Origin of the sequence: Micromonospora sp. NBRC 107095 (assembly GCF_030269705.1) — a bacterium.
Lineage (GTDB): Bacteria > Actinomycetota > Actinomycetes > Mycobacteriales > Micromonosporaceae > Micromonospora > Micromonospora parva.
In genome coordinates this window covers 196000-214085 of the sequence record NZ_BSTU01000003.1, presented here as the reverse complement: position 1 = coordinate 214085, position 18086 = coordinate 196000, and the positions used below count along the sequence as shown (strand labels likewise).

The 18086-nt window shown below is 72.1% G+C and carries 18 protein-coding genes; 11 read left to right on the top strand and 7 right to left on the bottom strand.

The genetic code is table 11. The annotated features are described in order from the left end of the window. The first annotated feature begins 141 nt into the window (after positions 1-141). Entirely contained in the window at positions 142-450 is a 309-nt protein-coding gene (locus QSK15_RS17750) for a hypothetical protein (protein ID WP_285795293.1), read from the top strand. A 135-nt stretch (positions 451-585) separates the two neighbouring features. After that, the gene (locus QSK15_RS17745) at positions 586-1278 is read left to right on the top strand and encodes a lysophospholipid acyltransferase family protein (protein WP_285795292.1); all 693 of its coding nucleotides are present in this window, start codon (positions 586-588) and stop codon (positions 1276-1278) included. Positions 1279-1305: 27 nt separating this feature from the next. On the opposite strand, the gene QSK15_RS17740 is transcribed toward QSK15_RS17745, so the two are convergent. Continuing rightward, complete coding sequence (locus tag QSK15_RS17740; protein WP_285795645.1) at positions 1306-4854, bottom strand: AAA family ATPase; 3549 nt, start codon at positions 4852-4854, stop codon at positions 1306-1308. Positions 4855-4990: 136 nt separating this feature from the next. On the opposite strand from QSK15_RS17740, the gene QSK15_RS17735 reads away from it, so the two are divergent. Next, a complete protein-coding gene (locus QSK15_RS17735; protein WP_285795291.1) occupies positions 4991-5248 on the top strand; it encodes a hypothetical protein in 258 nt (85 codons plus the stop codon). Between the two features lie 77 nt (positions 5249-5325). Here QSK15_RS17735 and QSK15_RS17730 read toward each other — a convergent pair whose 3' ends face one another. Further along, the gene (locus tag QSK15_RS17730; RefSeq protein ID WP_030337710.1) at positions 5326-6018 is read right to left on the bottom strand and encodes a Crp/Fnr family transcriptional regulator; all 693 of its coding nucleotides are present in this window, start codon (positions 6016-6018) and stop codon (positions 5326-5328) included. Between the two features lie 259 nt (positions 6019-6277). On the opposite strand from QSK15_RS17730, the gene QSK15_RS17725 reads away from it, so the two are divergent. From QSK15_RS17725 to QSK15_RS17705, 5 genes are all read left to right on the top strand, one after another. Further along, positions 6278-6775, top strand: a complete 498-nt coding sequence (locus QSK15_RS17725) for a polyadenylate-specific 3'-exoribonuclease AS (RefSeq protein ID WP_112582786.1) — start codon at positions 6278-6280, stop codon at positions 6773-6775. Between the two features lie 77 nt (positions 6776-6852). Continuing rightward, positions 6853-7356 carry a pyridoxamine 5'-phosphate oxidase family protein gene (locus tag QSK15_RS17720; RefSeq protein ID WP_285795290.1) on the top strand — a complete coding sequence of 168 codons (504 nt, stop codon included), beginning with the start codon at positions 6853-6855 and terminating at the stop codon, positions 7354-7356. Positions 7357-7518: 162 nt separating this feature from the next. Next, on the top strand, positions 7519-8547 hold the full coding sequence (locus QSK15_RS17715) for a 6-phosphofructokinase (protein WP_210866831.1): 1029 nt from the start codon (positions 7519-7521) through the stop codon (positions 8545-8547). Positions 8548-8618: 71 nt separating this feature from the next. Further along, on the top strand, positions 8619-9437 hold the full coding sequence (gene proC, locus QSK15_RS17710; protein WP_285795289.1) for a pyrroline-5-carboxylate reductase: 819 nt from the start codon (positions 8619-8621) through the stop codon (positions 9435-9437). Between the two features lie 69 nt (positions 9438-9506). Further along, positions 9507-9857: a DUF2203 domain-containing protein gene (locus tag QSK15_RS17705; RefSeq protein ID WP_036412622.1), complete on the top strand. Its 351-nt coding sequence runs from the start codon at positions 9507-9509 to the stop codon at positions 9855-9857. A gap of 178 nt (positions 9858-10035) precedes the next feature. Here QSK15_RS17705 and QSK15_RS17700 read toward each other — a convergent pair whose 3' ends face one another. From QSK15_RS17700 to QSK15_RS17690, 3 genes are all read right to left on the bottom strand, one after another. Next, positions 10036-10713, bottom strand: coding sequence for a class F sortase (locus tag QSK15_RS17700; protein ID WP_285795288.1), 678 nt, complete (start codon positions 10711-10713; stop codon positions 10036-10038). Then, positions 10710-11576, bottom strand: coding sequence for a DUF4397 domain-containing protein (locus QSK15_RS17695; protein ID WP_285795287.1), 867 nt, complete (start codon positions 11574-11576; stop codon positions 10710-10712). The genes QSK15_RS17700 and QSK15_RS17695 overlap by 4 nt, the downstream gene beginning before the upstream one ends. Before the next feature lie 145 nt (positions 11577-11721). Further along, the gene (locus QSK15_RS17690; RefSeq protein WP_285795286.1) at positions 11722-12387 is read right to left on the bottom strand and encodes a class I SAM-dependent methyltransferase; all 666 of its coding nucleotides are present in this window, start codon (positions 12385-12387) and stop codon (positions 11722-11724) included. A gap of 107 nt (positions 12388-12494) precedes the next feature. Here QSK15_RS17690 and QSK15_RS17685 point away from each other — a divergent pair, with 107 nt between their 5' ends. Beyond that, positions 12495-13043: a hypothetical protein gene (locus QSK15_RS17685; protein ID WP_285795285.1), complete on the top strand. Its 549-nt coding sequence runs from the start codon at positions 12495-12497 to the stop codon at positions 13041-13043. A 69-nt stretch (positions 13044-13112) separates the two neighbouring features. Further along, complete coding sequence (locus QSK15_RS17680) at positions 13113-14714, top strand: glycosyltransferase 87 family protein (protein ID WP_285795284.1); 1602 nt, start codon at positions 13113-13115, stop codon at positions 14712-14714. Positions 14715-14743: 29 nt separating this feature from the next. On the opposite strand, the gene QSK15_RS17675 is transcribed toward QSK15_RS17680, so the two are convergent. Both QSK15_RS17675 and QSK15_RS17670 read right to left on the bottom strand, forming a co-directional pair. Continuing rightward, positions 14744-15418, bottom strand: coding sequence for an NADPH-dependent F420 reductase (locus QSK15_RS17675; protein ID WP_285795283.1), 675 nt, complete (start codon positions 15416-15418; stop codon positions 14744-14746). Positions 15419-15763: 345 nt separating this feature from the next. Then, positions 15764-16255 (bottom strand): glutathione peroxidase, encoded by a 492-nt coding sequence (locus QSK15_RS17670; protein ID WP_285795282.1) that lies wholly within the window; start codon positions 16253-16255, stop codon positions 15764-15766. 167 nt (positions 16256-16422) lie between these two features. Here QSK15_RS17670 and QSK15_RS17665 point away from each other — a divergent pair, with 167 nt between their 5' ends. Then, positions 16423-18033, top strand: coding sequence for a glycosyl hydrolase family 18 protein (locus QSK15_RS17665; RefSeq protein WP_285795281.1), 1611 nt, complete (start codon positions 16423-16425; stop codon positions 18031-18033). Positions 18034-18086: the final 53 nt, after the last annotated feature.

Sequence of the window (18086 nt, the reverse complement as noted above, 5' to 3'; positions counted from 1 at the left end):
TCCTCCCGCAGGTCGCGGCAGGGCTCCTTTGTCCGTTCTTGCGCGACACGTGCGATCTCGGTGATCGTTGGCAGCGGGGCGACGCGACACGCCGAGCGCCGTCCTGCTGAACTGCCAGCGATCGAGAGCGGAGCCGCCCACGTGGCTACTGGTGAATACGAAGAGGTGGACCTCCCGCCGCGGTTCCAGACCTTCGCCGACCGTCACCACCTCGAATACCGGCAGACCCCACCGGGGATCGCCCTCTATCTGGGCCTGGGCTCGACCCTCCTGGGGGTCCTGTTCAGCGTGGGCCCGGTGCAGCCCGGCGACCGTACCCTCGGCTTCCTGATGCTGGGCGGTGGCGCGGTGCTCCTGGTCGCCTCGCGGATGCTGCACCGGCGCATGCGCAGACGGGATGAGCAGCGGTACCGCGAATACCTACAGTGGAAGAAGAGGCGGGGCGAGTAGCCACGTTGGTGCGCCTGTGGGCGGGGTCGATGCGTCGGCTGCGGGTTTCGTCCGTTGTGGTGAGAGCGCTCGCTTCGTAGGCTCGTCGGCGACGACGGCCGGCGCTGTCGCGGGCCCACCACGGGAAGGACGCCGGTGCTCTACTGGCTGCTGAAGTACGTCATCCTCGGTCCGCTGCTCAAGCTGATCTTCCGCCCGCGGGTGGAGGGCCTGCGCCACGTGCCGGCGACCGGCCCGGTGATCCTGGCGAGCAACCATCTCTCCTTCTTCGACTCGATCTTCATCCCGTTGATCGTCTCGCGGAGGGTCACCTTCGTCGCCAAGGCCGAGTACTTCACCGGTACAGGGCTCAAGGGTCGGTTGATGAAGATGTTCTTCGTCGGCACCGGCACGATCCCCGTGGACCGCTCCGGCGGTCAGGCAGCCCGCGCCGCCCTGGACACCCAGTTGCGGGTCCTGCGCGCTCAGGGAGTGGCCGGCATCTACCCCGAGGGCACCCGCTCCCCGGACGGGCGGCTCTACCGGGGCAAGACCGGGGTGGCCCGGCTGGCCCTGGAGAGCGGTGCGGTGGTGGTGCCGGTGGCGATGCTCAACGCCGACGAACTCCAGCCGCCCGGCAGGCTCCTCCCGCGCGTCGGCCAGGTACGGGTCCGCTTCGGCGCGCCCCTCGACTTCTCCCGCTACGCGGGGCTGGCCGGCGACCGGTTCGTCGAGCGCGCGGTCACCGACGAGGTCATGTACGAGTTGATGGAGCTCTCCGGCCGGGAGTACGTCGACATCTACGCCCAGAAGCTCAAGCAGCCCATCCCGGCGCCGCTGGCCGCCTAGCCACCGCCGCGCCGCGCCCGCCGATGGTCAGGGAAGGCGGAGCAGGGTGGGGGCGCGGTGGCGGGTGGCGAAGTCGTGCAGGCGGGCGCGGGTCGCCGCGGCGGCGGGTGGGTCGGTCTCGGCCAGCGGGCCGACCGCCAGCGCCAGCGTGATGACCTCGTCGGTCACGTCGGTCATCCGGGCGTAGCTGGCCGCCGCCGAGCGCAGCAGGGCCGCCGCGGTCGGGGCGTCCCCGGCGTGCCGGGCCAGCGTGGCGTCGGCGACCTGACGGGCGGCGTTCGCCCACGGGGTCATCCGAGGCGCCCGGTCGAGCATCTGCCGGACCAGCCGCGCCGCGTCCGTGCCGAGCACCCCGGCGACGTGCCCGACGGCCGGTACCCACTCCGCGAACGGGATCATCCGGGTCCGTCGCCAGTCCTCGTCCAGCTCGGTGAGCAGCGCCATCGCCTCGTCGCGGCGGCCCTGCACCGCCCGGCACAGGGCGGCGTGCGCCAGCGTCGAGCGCAGCACCCGGTGGAATCCGCTGCGCCGCGCGGCGACCAACGCCCGCTCGACCAGGTCGCCACCCGTGCCAGCCCGCCCCCCGGTGCCGCCTAAGCCGGCAGTGTCGTCCAGCCCGGCAGTGTCGTCCAGCCCGGCAGTGTCGCCCGGCCCGGCGGTTTCGTGGGGCTCCGCAGCGCCGGCCAGGCCGCGCATCCAACCCGAGACGGCCACGATGTGCAGATCCCACTCCGCGGTCGGCCGGCGGGTCGACTCCGCCGCCATCGCCAACGCCGCCGTCCAGTCACCTGCGTAGTACGACCGCGCCCACTGGTCGGCGAAGCTGGTGGCCAGGCTGTGCTCACCGCCCAGGTCGAGGGTGAGCTGCTCGTCGACCAACCGGGCCGAGCCGGCCAGGTCGCCCTCCTCCTGCAACGCCCAGGCCAGGTTCTGCACCGCCCGTCGTCGACTGGTCAGCCGCTCCACCCGGCAGTGCTCGGTCACCTCCGCCAGCTCCGGGAACGCCGAGGCGGAGCCGGCCAGGTAGCGCGCCACGGCCAGGGTGATCCGGGCGTTGGCCTGGACCTCGCGCAGCTCAAGCCGCTCGGCGAGGGCCGCTGCCGCCCGTGCCGCCGTGCACGCCGGCTCGGTCTCCGCGTTCAGCATGTGCACCCGGGCCAGCTCCAGCAGGGCGCCCGCCTTCTCCTGACTGTCCGGCAGGTCGCTGTAGATGCCGATCGCCTGGTCCAGACAGTGCAGCGTCGCCGAACGGTCGGCCCGGCTCCACGCGGCGGTGGCCAGCAGCGTCCAGGCGCGCGCCGCCCCCGTCCGGTCGCCGCCGGCGGTGAGCCGCTCGGCCAGCCGGCTGAGGGTGTCCGTGCCCCCCGCCACCAGGAAGGCGTCCCCGTCCCGATAGAACGCCAGCTCCGCGTCGAACAGCTCCAACGCCGGGTCCGGCCCGACGTCGAGGGCCAGCGCGCGGCTGACAAGCGCGGCGGCGGTGTCCAGTGCGTGCAGCTCGTACGCCCGGCGGGCCGCCCGGTGCAGCGCGGCCCGAGCCGGCGGGGCGTAGGGGGCGGTGTCCAGCCCGACGGTCCGGGCGATCTCGTGTGCCGCCCAGCGATGGTGGGCCAGCACCTCGGCCAGGTCATGCTGCCGGCCGTCGGTGAGCTGTGCCATCCAGTCGGCGGTGCGTTGGTGACGCAGCACCCGTTCGGCCCGGGGCAGCCGCTGGTAGCAGACGTCGCGCACCAGGATGTGCCGGAACCGGTACTCGGGCTGACCGGGCATCGTCGACGTGCTCTGCTCGTACACCAGGTCGCGACGTTGCAGGCGGTCCAGCGCACGCTCGACCCACTCCACCGGCCTCCCCAGCGCCATCGCCACCGGCGCGGCCCAGAACACCACGCCGACCACGGCGGCGGCCTGGAGCACCGCCCGGTCGGCCGGGTCCAGCAGGTCGAGCCGGTTCGCGATGACCGCCTGCACGGTGCGGGGCATCTCCGGGCCGCCGTCGAGGTCGGGGCGGGCGACCGAGTCGACGCCGTCGAGCAGGCCACCGTCCAGCAGCATCCGGGCGTACTCCTGGGCGTAGAGCGGGTTGCCGTCGGCGAACTCGATCAGCGGGGTACGCGAGGTGGAGGGCAGCGTGGACTGCCCGAGCAGCAGCGAGTAGAGCGTGTCGATGTCGGTGTCGTGCATCGGCGGCACCGAGATGGACATCGCGCCACTGATCGTGCCGGTCCAGGCCGGGTGCCGTTCCCGCAGCTCCGGGCGGGCGGTCGCGACGACCAGCAGCGGTACGCCGCGCGCCGTCGCGCCGAGTTGCTCGACGAAGGCGAGCATCGCCTGGTCCGCCCAGTGCATGTCCTCGAAGGCCAGCACGGTCGGGCCGGTGGCGGCCAGGGCGAGCAGGAACCGCCGCCAGGCCGCCTCGGTCTCGCCGGGGGTGAGCCGCTCGCCGGGTACACCGATCAGGGGCCCGAGCGCCTCGGCCAGCCGGGTCGCGTGCGGGTCGGCGAGCTGCGCCAGCCGGGCCCGCAGCCGCTCGCGCAGCACGGCCGGGTCGTCGACCTCCGGCACGCCCACCCAGGCCTTCACGATGTCCGACAGCGCGGCCCAGGTGACGTTCTCGCCGAACGGCGGGCACTGCCCGACGAGCCAGGTGACCGGCGGGCCGGGCATGCTGCCGGCGTTGCGGGCCAGCTCGCGCAGCAGCCGGCTCTTGCCCACACCGGCCGGGCCGAACACCGTCACCAACTGGGAGGTCCGCTCGGTCACCATCCGGTGCAGGGCGTTGACCAGCAGGCCGCGCTCGTGCTCCCGGTCCACCATCGGGGTCAGCTCGGCGCCGCGCGGGTCCCGGAGCGGTCGGACCTGGACGGCCAGCCAGATCCGGCTCACCGCGGACCGGCCGCGCAGGGTGACCGGTGGCTGGTCGGCGTACTCCATCTCGTGCCGGGTGGCCGACCAGGTGCTCTCGTCGACGACGACACCGCCCGGTGGGGCGAACCCCTGCAGCCGGGAGGCCGTGTTGACCACGTCTCCGGTGACGAACGCCTGCCCACCGTCGCGGGTGGCGGACAGGTCGACCAGGGCCTCGCCGGTCGCGATGCCGACCCGGAAGCCCAGCGGCGGCTGCGGACCGGCGGGCTGACGGGCCAGGCTCCGCTGCAGCTCCAGGCCGGCGCGGACACACCGCAACGCGTCGTTGTCGGTGGCCACCGGCGCGCCGAACAGCGCCATCGCCGCGTCACCGATGTACTTCTCGACCACCCCGCCGTACTGGTGCACGATCCGGCGCACCGTGGCGAAATAGGTCTGCTGCAGACTGCGGGCCTGCTCCGGGTCGGCCTGCTCCGCGTACCTGGTGAAGTCCACGATGTCGACGAAGAGGACGCTGACCTGACGCCGGTCCTCCTGCACCACGACGACGTGGTCGCGCAGCGGCTGACCGCAACTGGTGCAGAAGTTGACCTCGGTGCTGTTGGCGTGCCCGCAGTGCGCACAGTTGACCCCGAGCGGCTGGCCACAGCCGCCGCAGAAGCGGTCGTCCGGCCCGGCCGCGCGGGCGCACTGTCCACACTTGAGGTCGATGTTCAGCTCCGTGGGCGAGAGAGGTCAGTATCGCGGCTGACCCGCCAGTCGGGTAACCGACGGGTGGACGGGCAACGTCGTCGATCGGCCGGGGTTAGTGTTCCGTACCAGGAAGTTTCATGTCAGGGAGAGTGCCGTGCAAGTACGATTGTCCGCCTCGTGGACCGATCCGGGTGGCACGCAGTGGGCTCCGGGCGACACGGTCGACGTCGATGCTGTCACTCTCGCCGAACTGGAGGAGCAGGGCATGGTGGAAGAGCCTGAGGGTCAGTCGGGCGGGTCGGGGGAGACCACGACCACCTCGTCGAGCACGTCCACGGCTGGTAAGCCGACCGATCCGAAGAAGATCGGTCCGGGGCCGGGTGCGCCGCCGGCCGACAGCACGGAGAACTGATCGCCCGGGTGCGGTCGGTGGGCCCCCGGGTCCGCCGGCCGCACCCGTCGCGTAGCCGCCCGGTGCCGGCCGACCGCTCAGCGGTCGTTCATGCCGGCGCGCCGACGCAGCGCGGCCACGTCGGTCACCACGATCCGGCGCCCCTCGGTACGCAGCCAGCCACGACTCGCGAACGAGCCGATCGCCTGGTTGACGCTCTGCCGGGAACCACCGGCCATCTCGGCCAGCTGGCTCTGATTGAGCTCGATCGTGATCATCGGTGCCTGGCTCTCGCCGGCCAGCCGGACCAGTGTCTTCGCCACCCGACCGGGCAGGTCGAGGAAGACGTGGTCGGCGTTCTGCTCGGTGAGCCGGCGGATCAACCCGCCCAGTGAGCGCATCACCGCGTCCAGGATGCGGGGGTTGGAGTGCACCAACTCCATGAACGCGCCCCGCGAGAGCGCGAGCGCCGCGCAGTCCTCGATGGCCTCCGCCGAGGCGGACCGGGTGGACGCGTCGAGCAGGGAGACCTCGCCGAGCACGTCCGGTGGACGGATAACCGACAGCACGGCCCGCTCGCCGGTGGGTGCGGTCCGGAACACGGCCACCGCGCCACGGCGCAGCACGATCAGTGACTCGCCGGGGTCGTTCTCCACGAAGAGCAGTTGGCCCTTGCGATAGGTACGTGGAACAGCGGCGGCGATGACGCGCTGCCGCACCTCGGGCTCCAGCCCAGCGAACATCTCAACACCCGTGAGCGCGTCACCCGGCTCTGGCAGGCGAACCTCCACGGCCCAACCCCTCCCCCGGTCATGGACCACAACTCGCTCACCGGGCGAACCTGATGGGCCCCGACAAGGTGAACTGACACCGATTCGGCGTCCGGTAGCGGTACACATCAGATCATGACGGTCCGGTCGCTTGCTGTACACCCCTCGAAGCACTTCCGTGACCGTCACGAGCTGCGACGTGTCGTTCACAAGGTGTCGCCGCGGGCCGGGGTGGGCCCCGCCGGGCACGGTGGAGCGGCGGTGGGCGAAGATGCCCGGAATGGTCTACCGCTACTTCTACGACTGCGAGTTCATCGAGGACGGCACGACGGTCGACCTCGTCTCGATCGGTGTCGTCGACGAGTACGGCCGCGAGTTCTACGCGGTCTCCACCGAGTTCGACGACTCCCGCGCCGTGCCCTGGGTCCGCCGCAACGTGCTGGACAAGCTGCCCTCCCCGGCGGACCGGGCCTGGCGCTCGCGTGAGCGCATCCGCGACGACCTGTACGACTTCCTCGTCGAGCCGATCCGGGACCGGCCGGGGGAGCAGTTGGAGTTGTGGGCCTGGTTCGCCGCGTACGACCACGTGGTGCTCGCCCAGCTCTGGGGTGCGATGCCGGCGCTGCCCCGGGAGATCCCCCGCTACACCAAGGAGCTGCGGCAGCTCTGGGACGACCGGGGTCGGCCACCCCTGCCGGACGCGGACGCGGCCCGGCATGATGCGCTGGTCGACGCCCGGCACAATCTGGCCCGCTGGCGGGCGATGACCGCCCGCTGAGTGATGGCCGCGCGCCGTAGGTTTGACCGGTTCTGTCCCGGGCATCGGTTCGACCAGCCGAGCCGAGGGAGATTGCCATGAGCGACCAGCCGACCAGCGCCGCGGAGGCGCGCGCCCGGGTCACCGGCCTGGCCCGCGCCGCGCGGATCTGCATGCTCACCACCACCGCTCTGGACGGGCGGCAGGTCAGCCGGCCGATGGGGCTCCAGGAGGCCGAGTTCGACGGTGAGTTGTGGTTCTTCGCCTCCGCCGACTCCGCCAAGGTCCGCCAGATCCGGGTGAATCCGGAGGTCAACGTCGCCTTCTCCGACCAGAAGCACAACGCCTGGGTGTCGATCTCCGGCACCGCCACCGAGGGGTTCGACCGGGCCCGCGCCGAGCAGCTGTGGAACCCGCTGCTCAAGGCGTGGTTCCCCGACGGGCTGGACACCCCCGGGCTGACGTTGATCAAGGTGCACGCCAGCTCCGCCGAGTACTGGGACTCACCGAGCAGCACCGTGGTGAACCTGCTCGGCTACGCGAAGGCCGCGGTCACCGGCCGGCCACCGGAGCTCGGTGAGAACCACGAGGTGACCTACTGACCGGGGGTGGGTGGCCGGGGCGCGCTGTCGTCGTACCGGCGGGCCGACTACAGTGCGCAGTGACGGCCCGCCCCGGGCCGGCAACGGCGCCGATGGTCTGACCTGACACATACCCTGGGGCAAATCGGGCTTTACCTGATGCTCCAGGAGGATGAGCGGATCATGCGTATCGGCGTGCTCACCGGCGGCGGCGACTGCCCCGGTCTCAACGCGGTCATCCGGGCGGTGGTCCGCAAGGGCGTCGCCACTTACGGTCACGAGTTCGTGGGCTTCCGGGACGGCTGGAAGGGCCCGCTGGAGGGTCTGTCCCGGCCGCTGGACATCGCCGACGTCCGCGGCATCCTGCCCCGCGGCGGCACCATCCTCGGCTCGTCCCGTACCAACCCGTTCAAGATCGAGAACGGCGTCGAGCGGATCAAGGACAACCTCGCCGCCCAGGGCGTGGACGCGCTGATCGCGATCGGCGGCGAGGACACCCTCGGCGTGGCCACCAAGCTCTACGAGCTGGGCGTGCACGTCGTCGGCGTGCCGAAGACGATCGACAACGACCTCGGCGCCACCGACTACACCTTCGGCTTCGACACCGCTGTCAACATCGCGATGGAGGCCATCGACCGCCTCCACACCACCGCGGAGAGCCACCACCGCACCCTGGTCGTCGAGGTGATGGGCCGCCACGCCGGCTGGATCGCCCTGCACGCCGGCCTGGCCGGCGGCGCCAACGTGATCCTGCTGCCCGAGCGCCAGTTCGACGTCGACCAGGTGGCCGGCTACGTCGAGAAGCGCTTCCAGCACCAGTACGCCCCGATCGTCGTGGTCGCCGAGGGCGCCCAGCCGCTGGACGGCCAGATGGTGCTCGCCAACCAGGAGCTCGACTCCTTCGGCCACGTCCGCCTCGGCGGCATCGGCCAGTGGCTCGCCGAGCAGTTGGAGGCCAAGACCGGCAAGGAGGCCCGCACCGTGGTGCTGGGTCACATCCAGCGTGGTGGCACCCCGACCGCCTTCGACCGGGTGCTCGCCACCCGCCTGGGCCTGCAGGCCATCGACGCCGTCAACGACGGCGACTGGGGCAAGATGGTCGCGATGCAGAGCACCGACATCGTCCGGGTGCCGCTGGCCGACGCCACCCGCGAGCTGAAGACCGTGCCGCTGGAGCGGTACGCCGAGGCCGAGGTTTTCTTCGGCAGCTGATCGACCGTCGACGGCGTGGCGGGCCTGCGGGTCCGCCACGCCGCGACCCGACGCGAGGGAGTACGGCCGACATGTCCGCCGGAGTGCACACGGTCGCGGTGATCGGCGCGGGCAAGATCGGTGAGCTGATGCTCTCCGGGCTGCTGCGCTCAGGATGGCCGGTGGACCGACTGCTGGCCACCGCCCGCCGGCCCGCTCGGGCCGAGGAGTTGACAGCCCGTTACGGCGTACGGGTGGTCGACAACCTGACCGCCGTGGACGAGGCGGCGGTGCTCGCGATCTCGGTGAAGCCCCAGGACGCCGCCGCGCTGCTGGACGAGATCGGCCCCAAGGTGCCGGCCGACAAGCTCGTCATCTCCCTCTGCGCCGGCCTGCCCACCAGCTTCTTCAGCCGCCGGCTGCCCGACGGCACGCCGGTGGTGCGGGTGATGACCAACACCCCGGCGCTTGTCGACGAGGCGATGACCGCGATCTCCGCCGGCGCGTACGCCACCGGGGCGCACCTGACGTTGGCCGAGGAGATGTTCAAGCCGCTCGGCCAGACGATCCGGGTGCCCGAGTCGCAGCAGGACGCGGTCACCGCGCTCTCCGGCTCCGGTCCGGCCTACTTCTATTTGCTGGTCGAAGCCATGATCGACGCGGGAATCCTGCTCGGGCTGCCCCGCCAGGTGGCGCACGAGTTGATCGTGCAGACCGCGATCGGGTCGGCGGTGATGCTGCGCGACTCCGGTGAGCACCCGGTCAAGCTGCGCGAGGCGGTCACCTCGCCGGCCGGAACCACCATCTCCGCGGTCCGCGAGTTGGAGAAGCACGGCGTCCGCGCGGCGCTGCTCGCCGCGTTGGAGGCCGCCCGGGATCGGGCCCGCGAGCTGGCGGCACAGGCCGACTGAGCGTCCGTACGCGTCACGCCCAAAAGTTCGGGGCACGTCGCGGGGCCGTGCGTGCCGCATACTGGCCGGGTGTTCACACTTGCCCAGGCCCGGCACCTGGTGGCCACTCTGCAACCCCGCGTCGACGAGTTGATCCGGGTGCGGGCTGACCTGGCCGAGCTGCGCGCCGACCTGGCCGACCACGGCGTGAGCGCGCTCGGCGGGCTGGCCGAGGTGAAGGCGCTGGAGGCTCGGCTGCACGCCGTCGTCGACGAGCTGCACCAGCACGACATCCAGGTCAAGGGCATCGCCCCGGTGCTGCTCGACTTCCCCGGCGAGCGGGCCGGCCGGGCCGTGCTCTGGTGCTGGCTGGAGGGCGACTCCGACGTGCGCTGGTACCACCGGGCCGAGTGCGGCTTCGCCGGCCGCCGCCCGCTCTGACGGCCGCCGCCCCTCTGACGCCCCCGCCCAGGCAGCCCGCCGCACCGCTTGATCCACTCGGGGTTCTGAAAGTCGCGGCATTCGGGTACACCGGATACCGCGACATCCGTAAACCCGAGTGGATCAAGCGACGGGCCGAGACTTCGCGGCGCGGCCCCCTGCCGGCCGGGTGTGCGATTCAGCCAGCCGTGGACGTCGGTAGGACCGGGCCGCGGGCTTCGGTCACCGCGAACACCACGACGTTGTCCCGGTAGTGCCCGCTGCGCCGGTCGAAGTCGCCCCCGCAGGTGACCAGGCGCAGCTCCGCCCCGGGCGTCGGCCCGTAGACCGCGGCCGTCGGAAACTGGTCCTTACGGGTACGCAACGACCCGGTCACCCGGAACGGCAACCGCTGCCCGCCGCGCCACACCTCCACCAGGTCGCCGGGCCGCAGCTCGTCGAGCCGGGCGAAAACCGCCGGCCCGCGTCGTGAATCCAGATGACCGGCGAGTACGGCCGGGCCGGTGTCGCCGGGGGCCGGGCCACCGCCGTACCAGCCGGCGGTGTCGAAGTCGGCCGGCGGGATCAGCGCGCCCGCGCCGTCCAGGCCCAGCACCGTGAGCGCTGAGTCGACACCGATGCGTGGTGCGCGTACCCGCGTGGGTGGACCGTGTGGCGTGGGCGCGGCGGCCACCGACGGGCATCCGTCGCCGCAGCCGGGGTGCCAGGTCGCGACCGGCGGCGGCGGGTCGGTGGTGGCCAGCCCGACCCCGGTGCTCGCGGCGAGGCAGACCGCCGCGCCGGCCGCGACCAGCGCGGCCAGCGGCACCCGGCGGTCACGGTGCCGCCGGATCGACGGGCCCGGCCCGGCGCTCACCAGGTGCTGCGCCGCCGTCGCCAGAGCAGCAACGCGACGACCCCGGCCGCCGCGGCCAGGCCGCCGGCCACCAGGGGGTACGCGTCGAGCCCGGTGCGGGCGGTGCCCCCGGCGCCGGTGTCCACACCACCGGCCGGGACGACGGTGCCGCCCTCGGCGTCGCGGCGCAGTTCGGCGGTGAGCCCGCCCTGCTTCGCGTCGAGCACCAGCAGCGAGTAGACCGCGCCGCCGGTGAGCCGCACCTCGGCGTCGGTGCTCGGACCACCGGCACCGGTCAGCTTCAGCCGCCATCTGCCCGGCTCGACCTGCTGGTAGTCGGTGGTGGTGGCGAACTGCACCCCGTCGGCGATCTTCGGGCCGTCGGAGGCGGCCACGTCGAGTATCGGGGTCCGCACCGACGCCTGCACGACCCGCACCTTGGCACGCCCGTCGCTGGGGGCGCTGAGGTCGTCGTTGAGCACCCGCAGGCCGAGGTCGGCGTGCCGCCCGACACCGGCCACCGTGAACGCGTCGCCACTGGTCACCGCGACCTCGGTGGTGAGCACCGGGGGATCGCTGGCGGGAGCGCCGGCCTCGCGCATCGCCACCGCGTAGCGGCCCGGCGCGAGTTCGAGGTAGTCGGAGACCACGCCGTAGCCGACCCCCGGGAAGACCTGCGGCTTCGCGGTGCCCGGCGCGGCCAGGTAGACGTCGACGGCCGGGGTGTCCGGGGAGAGGTGGGCGAGCCGGACGTATCCGACGGTGTCCGCGCCCGTCGCGGCGACGGCCGGAACACCGACGCCGGTGGCAGCGAGGGCGGTGCCGAGCAGCAGCACGCCGGTGCCGGCCAGCAGTCGGCGGGGGATGGTACGGGGCATGTGCATGTCGCCTCCGGGGCACGTTCGGTGAGCGGTTGGCAACCCAGAGAACAGGGTCCCGTGAACGGGACTGCGGCGCAAGTTGCCCCAGCGGGTGTTTCGTGGTGCCGTCCCGGCTGTGCTGTCTCCCGCTGTCGGCGGGCGACGCCCGCTACCGGACGGCGAGGAAGCCGAACAGGTCAGGCACGCCACCCGGTCCGGCCTCGACCACCCGGACCAGCCGGAGGTCGGCGGCCACTGTCGCGGTGAGCAGATCGGCGAGCGGCACGTGCCAGGCGCCGACCCGCGCCCGGACGCCCCGCGTGTTCCAGCTGTCGAAGCTCAGCGCCCGCTCGGCGTAGCGCTCGTCGACGACCACGCGCGGATACTGACTCCAGTCGGCGAACGCGCCAACGAAACACGGGTGCACGCCCACGTGCACGAACCGCCCGCCGGGGCGCAGCACCCGGGCCACCTCGCGCAGCACGGCCGGATAGTCGGGCAAATCGGTGCTGGCCAGCACGCACATCGCCGCCGGCAGCGACGCGTCGCCGACCGGTAGGGCGACAGCGTCGCCTCTGGCCACCGGCAGTCGGCCGCTCGCGTGCCGCAGCTGCCCACCGGACAGATCCACGCCCACCGGCCTCCAACCCAGACCCGCCGGGACCGAGGCGTGCGCACCGGTGCCGCAGCAGATGTCGAGACAGGGCCCCTCGCCCGTGCCGAGCAGGTCCGCCACCGTCACGTGCACCCGTCGGAGATAGTCGCCGCCGCCGGAGATGAAGCCCTCGTACCAGTCCGCGTGCGCGTCGTACGCCGGTCTGCCCGCCGTTGCCATGCACCGAGGCTACGAATCGACACCCGTCCCGCGACACCCGTTCTTCCGAGGGCAGACGTGTGCCGGGCCGGCGTTTGCGTCGGCTCCCAAGTGGCTACTGGACAGCAATGGCGGCGCAGGTCGATGCGGAGGACATCCGGTTCCGGCGGTCCCGCAGGCGGATGCTGGCCCGGGTGGCCGGCGCGGCCCTGGTGGTCCTGCCGGCCTTCGCGTTGCTCTGCGTCGCGTTCGGCAAAGCCTGGTACGACCCACTTCCACACGGGCCGATACTTCTGCTGGCGGCGGTCCGCTTCCCTGTGCAACTGCGACGCCAGGGCGGGCTGCCGCTGCGGTTGACCAGCGACTTCCTCGAACTGACCCGGCCCGGCGGCGGGACGGTTCAGGTCGACTGGGCGGACCTGACCCGAGCCGAGGTGCGGGGGCGGATCAGCCCGACCCTGGTCCTCGACATCGCCGACCGGGATCGGACCCGGCCGGTGCTGGACCGTTGGGACTGGGGCCGGGTGGGCATCTGGAGCAGGGCCCGCAGGCGGTGCCCGAGCGAGGTCCACGTGTCCCTGATCGCCACCACGCCGAACGTCCACCGACTGCGCGCCGAGTTGGCACGCCGGGTGGCCCGCACTGGTGACCAGCCGTTGCCCGACTCCACGACCTGACCCGGTCGGAGCTCCGCGTCCGCCGCTGCGGGTCCCACGAGGACCGTCGCGGTCGCCTATTCTCGGTCGATGCGGGATCGCCGGGTGGCGCTGGCGTGGGCGGCCTTCGTCGTCGTCGCGCTGGTGTCCTGTGTGCTCGTTCTGCGCCGTCCGGATCGCCTCTCCGACCTGCACATCTACTACGGCGCGCTGGCCGACCTGCACGCCGGTCGGCCGCTGTACGGTTTCGTGGCGGCCAACGGCGGTCCGTTCACCTATCCGCCGTTCGCCGCGTTGGTGCTGGGGCCGATCACCGCCGTGCCGGAGGGCGTCCTGCAGGGACTCTGGCTGGTGGCGACGTGCGCGGCGGTCGTCGCCATCGCCGGGACGGTCGGTGTCGCGCTGACCACCCGGCAGTCCCGGCGACCGCTCGTGGCGGCGGTGGCGGCCACGGTGCTGATGCTCTCCGCACCGGTGCAGAGCAACCTGCGCTTCGGCCAGGTCAGCATCTTCATCGTGCTGATGGCCCTGCTCGACGGGGTGGGCCTCGTCCCACCCCGGCTGCGCGGGGTGCTGGTCGGGGTCGCCTCGGCGATCAAGCTGACCCCGTTGCTGTTCGTCGTCTACTTCCTCGCCACCGGCCGCTACCGCGACGCGGGTCGCGCCGTGGCGACCTTCCTGGCGTGCGCGGGGCTCGCCGGGATCGTGCTGCCCGGCGAGAGTTGGACGTACTGGACCGAGGCCGTCCGGCAGACCTCACGGATCGGCAACCTGGCGTCGCTGGGCAACCAGTCCGTGCACGGCATGCTGCTGCGCGTCGGCGTGGACGAGGCGGCGTTGCCGGTGCTCTGGGCCGCCCTGGTGGCGTTCGTCTGCGTGGCGGCGCTGCTGCGGGCGCGACAGTTGACGCGGCAGGGCCGCTGCGGGCACGCGGCGGTGCTCGTCGGCTGCGCCACCGTCGCCGCGTCCCCGGTGTCCTGGACCCACCACCAGGTGTGGCCGGTGCTCGCGGCGATGCTGCTGATCGGCGCGTCCGGCGTCACCCAACGGGCGGCCGGGGGAGCGCTGCTGGCTGCCATGGTCGTCTCGTTGGGCGCGGTGCTCAGCCCGGTGTCGACGCGGCCGGGGGTGCAGTTCCTCTTCGAGAACGCCCGCGCGATCGGGGTGCTCCTGCTGTGCCTGGTCGGCTTCGGTGGCGCCGCGGTCGCCGCCGCCCGAACGCACCGGCGACCGGCGGGCCGACGGGGCTGGTTGCGGGTGGGTGTGACGGCCACCGTGGCTGTCGCGTTCTTCGCGGTACAACCGTTGCCCGCCGGTGCGGATCCGACCTTCAAGGCGTACGCCCTCGACGACGTGGTCAACCCGCGATACTTCTTCGTCTGCCGGGGCCCGGTCGAGTGCGCCGCCTACGGCACCGACGCGCCGGTCACCTTCGGCACCCGGGCCGAGAGGACCAAGGTACGGGTCAACGGGGTGGTCTCCCCGCAGGTGACCAGGCTGGAGTACTTCTCCGCCCCGGGTGGGCCGCCCCGGGTCATTCCGCTGCTCGACGCGTACCCGGGCAGCCGGACGTTCTCGTTCCGCTCGGCCAGCATGGCGCAGGGCCGGCTCGTCGCGTACGACGCGGACGGGCAGCCGATCGCCAGCTACGACGACGAACTCGCCGCCGCCCTCCGTACGAGGACCCGGTAGGCGGTCGTGCGGAGGGCGGCGGCGGTTGTTCAGCGGGTGGCGGCGGCCAGGGCGGCGCGCAGCGTCGCGGCGTCGCCAGGGGCCGGGTGCTCCCAGTCGGTGGGGCTGGCGGAGTAGAGCGTGCCGTACGCCGGGGTGTCCGGCTGGTAGCGCCACCCCTCGGCCAGCGGGCCGACGTCGACCGCGTCGTAGCCGATCCGGTCCAGGAAGGCGGTCACCTCGGCCTTCGCGCCGGCGTCGTCACCGGCGATCGCGAGGGCGCTGCGGTCGGCCGCACCGGACGGCCGGGAGAGCGCGGCCAGGCCCTTGAAGTAGATGTTGTTGAAGACCTTGACCACCCGCGACTCCGGCAGGTGCCGCTGGAGCAGCTCACTGCTGGTGATCTCGCCGGAGTCCAGCTCCGGGAAGGCCCCGTCGCGCTGCGGGTAGTAGTTGTTGGTGTCGATGACGACCTTGCCGGCCAGCGGCTCCACGGGCACCGCGCGGTACGCCTTCAGCGGCACGCTGACCACCACCAGGTCACCCACCTGCGCCGCGTCCTGCGCGGTGCCGGCGCTGGCGTGCCCGCCCAGGGCCTCGACCAGGTCGGTGAGGGTCTCCGGGCCCCGCGAGTTGCTCAGCACCACGTCATAGCCGGCGTCGACGGCCAGCCGGGCCACGGTGCCGCCGATGTTGCCACTGCCGATCAGTCCCACAGTTGTCATGCTCGTTCCCAACCCCGTCCACCCGCGACGCATTCCCGACCATCCTGGTGGGTTATTCCGGTCACCCGGCGGGCGGCTGCTCGCGACATCGCCTTCCCGGCGGGTGCCTGGTGGCGCCGCACCCGTTCCGCACAACGTACTGCCCACGCTGGTCGCCGACCGGCTCTCCGGGGAGGTGCCACTCTCCGGTGGCCAGCGGTTCGTGCCGGCCGCCGTGCGGTGCCAGCCCGGCCCGCCCGGGCAAGATCGTGCTCGATCCGGGATGTAGTGGCGTCCGAAAATCGGGAGGCCACTACATCCATGTTCGAGCGTGATCAGGGCTGTGCTCCGGAGCGCCCTGGGATGTCAGGAGGTGGGCAGGGTCTTCTCGATGGCGGTGCGTAGCTCGTCCGAGCCGGGCTCGACGGTGGGGGCGAAGCGGGCGGCGACCGAGCCGTCCGGGGCCACCAGGAACTTCTCGAAGTTCCACCGCACGTCACCGGTGTGCCCGTCGGCGTCCGGAGTTTCCACCAACGCGGCGTAGAGCGGGTGCCGGTCGGGGCCGTTGACGTCGACCTTCTCGGTCAACGGGAAGGTGACCCCGTAGTTGACCTGGCAGAAGTCGCTGATCTCGGCGGCGCTGCCCGGCTCCTGCCCGGCGAACTGGTTGCACGGCACGCCGAGCACCACCAGGCCCCGGTCGGCGTAGGAGTCGGCGAGCTTCTGGAGGCCGGCGTACTGCGGGGTGAGGCCGCAGCGGGAGGCCACGTTGACGACCAGCAACGTCTTGCCGCGGTAGCGGGCCAGGTCGGCGGGGCCGCCGTTGAGGGCGTCGATCGGGATGTCGAAGACGGTCATGGACCGAGGCTACTCGCGGGCCGGGCGTCGCCCGGGTATGGGCGCAGCGTGTGCACTCCGTGCACCAGGAGAAATCGAAACATGCACATCTTGACGAACTGATGACGGCGTGAGTACCGTCTCACCATCTCTTTTGGAAAGTTTCCTAACAGTTCGGGAGACGCCGCATGAAAAGATCGCTCCGCCGAGCCCTCTGGGCCGGTGCCGTGGTCGCCGTGACCGTCGCAGCGGTGCCGGTGACCACCGCGTTCGGCGCCGGCACGGTCACCACCACCTTCACCAAGGCGCAGGACTGGGGGACCGGTCACGAGACGAGGGTGACCGTCACCAACGGGTCCAGCGCCACCCTCACCACCTGGCGCATCGAGTTCGACCTGCCGTCGGGCACCACCATCAGCAGCGCGTGGGACGCCGACGTGACCAGCAGCGGCAACCACTACGTCGCGGTCAAGAAGAGCTGGGCCGGCGGCCTCGCCCCCGGTGCCTCGTTCAGTTGGGGCTACAACGGCAGCGGCGCCTACAAGGCACCGCTGAACTGCACCATCAACGGTGCCGCGTGCGGCGGCGGAACGACCCCGCCGACCACCACTCCGCCGACCACGACCCCGCCGACCACGACCCCGCCGACCACGACCCCGCCCACCACCCCGCCGCCGAACACCGGTGGCAAGAAGGTCGTCGGCTACTTCGCCGAGTGGGGCGTGTACGGCCGCAACTACCACGTCAAGAACATCCAGACCAGCGGCTCGGCCGCCAAGCTGACCCACATCCTGTACGCCTTCGGCAACACCACCGGCGGTCGCTGCTCGATCGGTGACAGCTACGCCGACTACGAGAAGGCGTACACGGCGGCGGACAGCGTCGACGGCGTCGCCGACACCTGGGACCAGCCGCTGCGGGGCAGCTTCAACCAGCTGCGCAAGCTCAAGCAGCTGAACCCGCACCTGAAGGTGATCTGGTCGTTTGGTGGCTGGACCTGGTCCGGCGGCTTCACGCAGGCCGCGCAGAACCCGGCCGCCTTCGCCGAGAGCTGCTACAACCTGGTCGAGGACCCGCGCTGGGCGGACGTCTTCGACGGCATCGACGTCGACTGGGAGTACCCCAACGCCTGCGGTCTGAGCTGTGACACCAGCGGCCCGAACGCCTTCAAGAACGTGATCAGCGCGCTGCGGTCGAAGTTCGGCTCCAACGCCCTGGTCACCGCCGCCATCACCGCGGACGGCAGCAACGGCGGCAAGATCGACGCCACCGACTACGCCGGTGCCATCGGCAACCTCAACTGGCTGATGCCGATGACGTACGACTACTTCGGGGCGTTCAACGCCCAGGGGCCGACGGCACCGCACTCGCCGCTGACCTCGTACACCGGCATCCCGCAGCAGGGTTTCAACTCCGACGCGGCGATCCAGAAGCTCAAGAGCAAGGGCATCCCGGCCAGCAAGCTGCTGCTCGGCATCGGCTTCTACGGGCGGGGTTGGACCGGTGTCACCCAGGCGGCGCCGGGCGGCAGCGCCACCGGCGCGGCACCGGGCACCTACGAGGCGGGCATCGAGGACTACAAGGTCCTCAAGAACACCTGCCCGGCCACCGGCACGATCGCCGGCACCGCGTACGCCAAGTGCGGCAGCAACTGGTGGAGCTACGACACCCCGTCGACCATCAACGGCAAGATGACGTACGCGAACAACCAGGGCCTCGGTGGCGCGTTCTTCTGGGAACTCTCCGGTGACACGAGCAACGGTGAGCTCATCGGCGCCATCAAGGGCGGTCTCGGCTGAGCCGAAGGCCGGCGCACCACCCACACGGCGGGAAGGGACCCGCACCGTCCCTT

What these genes read in the sequence shown, in the direction of transcription:
- QSK15_RS17725 (WP_112582786.1), top strand. Translation starts at nt 6,278, where the DNA reads ATGGTCTACCGCTACTTCTACGACTGCGAGTTCATCGAGGACGGCACG.
- QSK15_RS17720 (WP_285795290.1), top strand. Translation starts at nt 6,853, where the DNA reads ATGAGCGACCAGCCGACCAGCGCCGCGGAGGCGCGCGCCCGGGTCACC.
- QSK15_RS17715 (WP_210866831.1), top strand. Translation starts at nt 7,519, where the DNA reads ATGCGTATCGGCGTGCTCACCGGCGGCGGCGACTGCCCCGGTCTCAAC.
- proC (WP_285795289.1), top strand. Translation starts at nt 8,619, where the DNA reads ATGTCCGCCGGAGTGCACACGGTCGCGGTGATCGGCGCGGGCAAGATC.
- QSK15_RS17695 (WP_285795287.1), bottom strand. Translation starts at nt 11,576, where the DNA reads ATGCACATGCCCCGTACCATCCCCCGCCGACTGCTGGCCGGCACCGGC.
- QSK15_RS17690 (WP_285795286.1), bottom strand. Translation starts at nt 12,387, where the DNA reads ATGGCAACGGCGGGCAGACCGGCGTACGACGCGCACGCGGACTGGTAC.
- QSK15_RS17685 (WP_285795285.1), top strand. Translation starts at nt 12,495, where the DNA reads ATGGCGGCGCAGGTCGATGCGGAGGACATCCGGTTCCGGCGGTCCCGC.
- QSK15_RS17680 (WP_285795284.1), top strand. Translation starts at nt 13,113, where the DNA reads ATGCGGGATCGCCGGGTGGCGCTGGCGTGGGCGGCCTTCGTCGTCGTC.
- QSK15_RS17675 (WP_285795283.1), bottom strand. Translation starts at nt 15,418, where the DNA reads ATGACAACTGTGGGACTGATCGGCAGTGGCAACATCGGCGGCACCGTG.
- QSK15_RS17670 (WP_285795282.1), bottom strand. Translation starts at nt 16,255, where the DNA reads ATGACCGTCTTCGACATCCCGATCGACGCCCTCAACGGCGGCCCCGCC.
- QSK15_RS17665 (WP_285795281.1), top strand. Translation starts at nt 16,423, where the DNA reads ATGAAAAGATCGCTCCGCCGAGCCCTCTGGGCCGGTGCCGTGGTCGCC.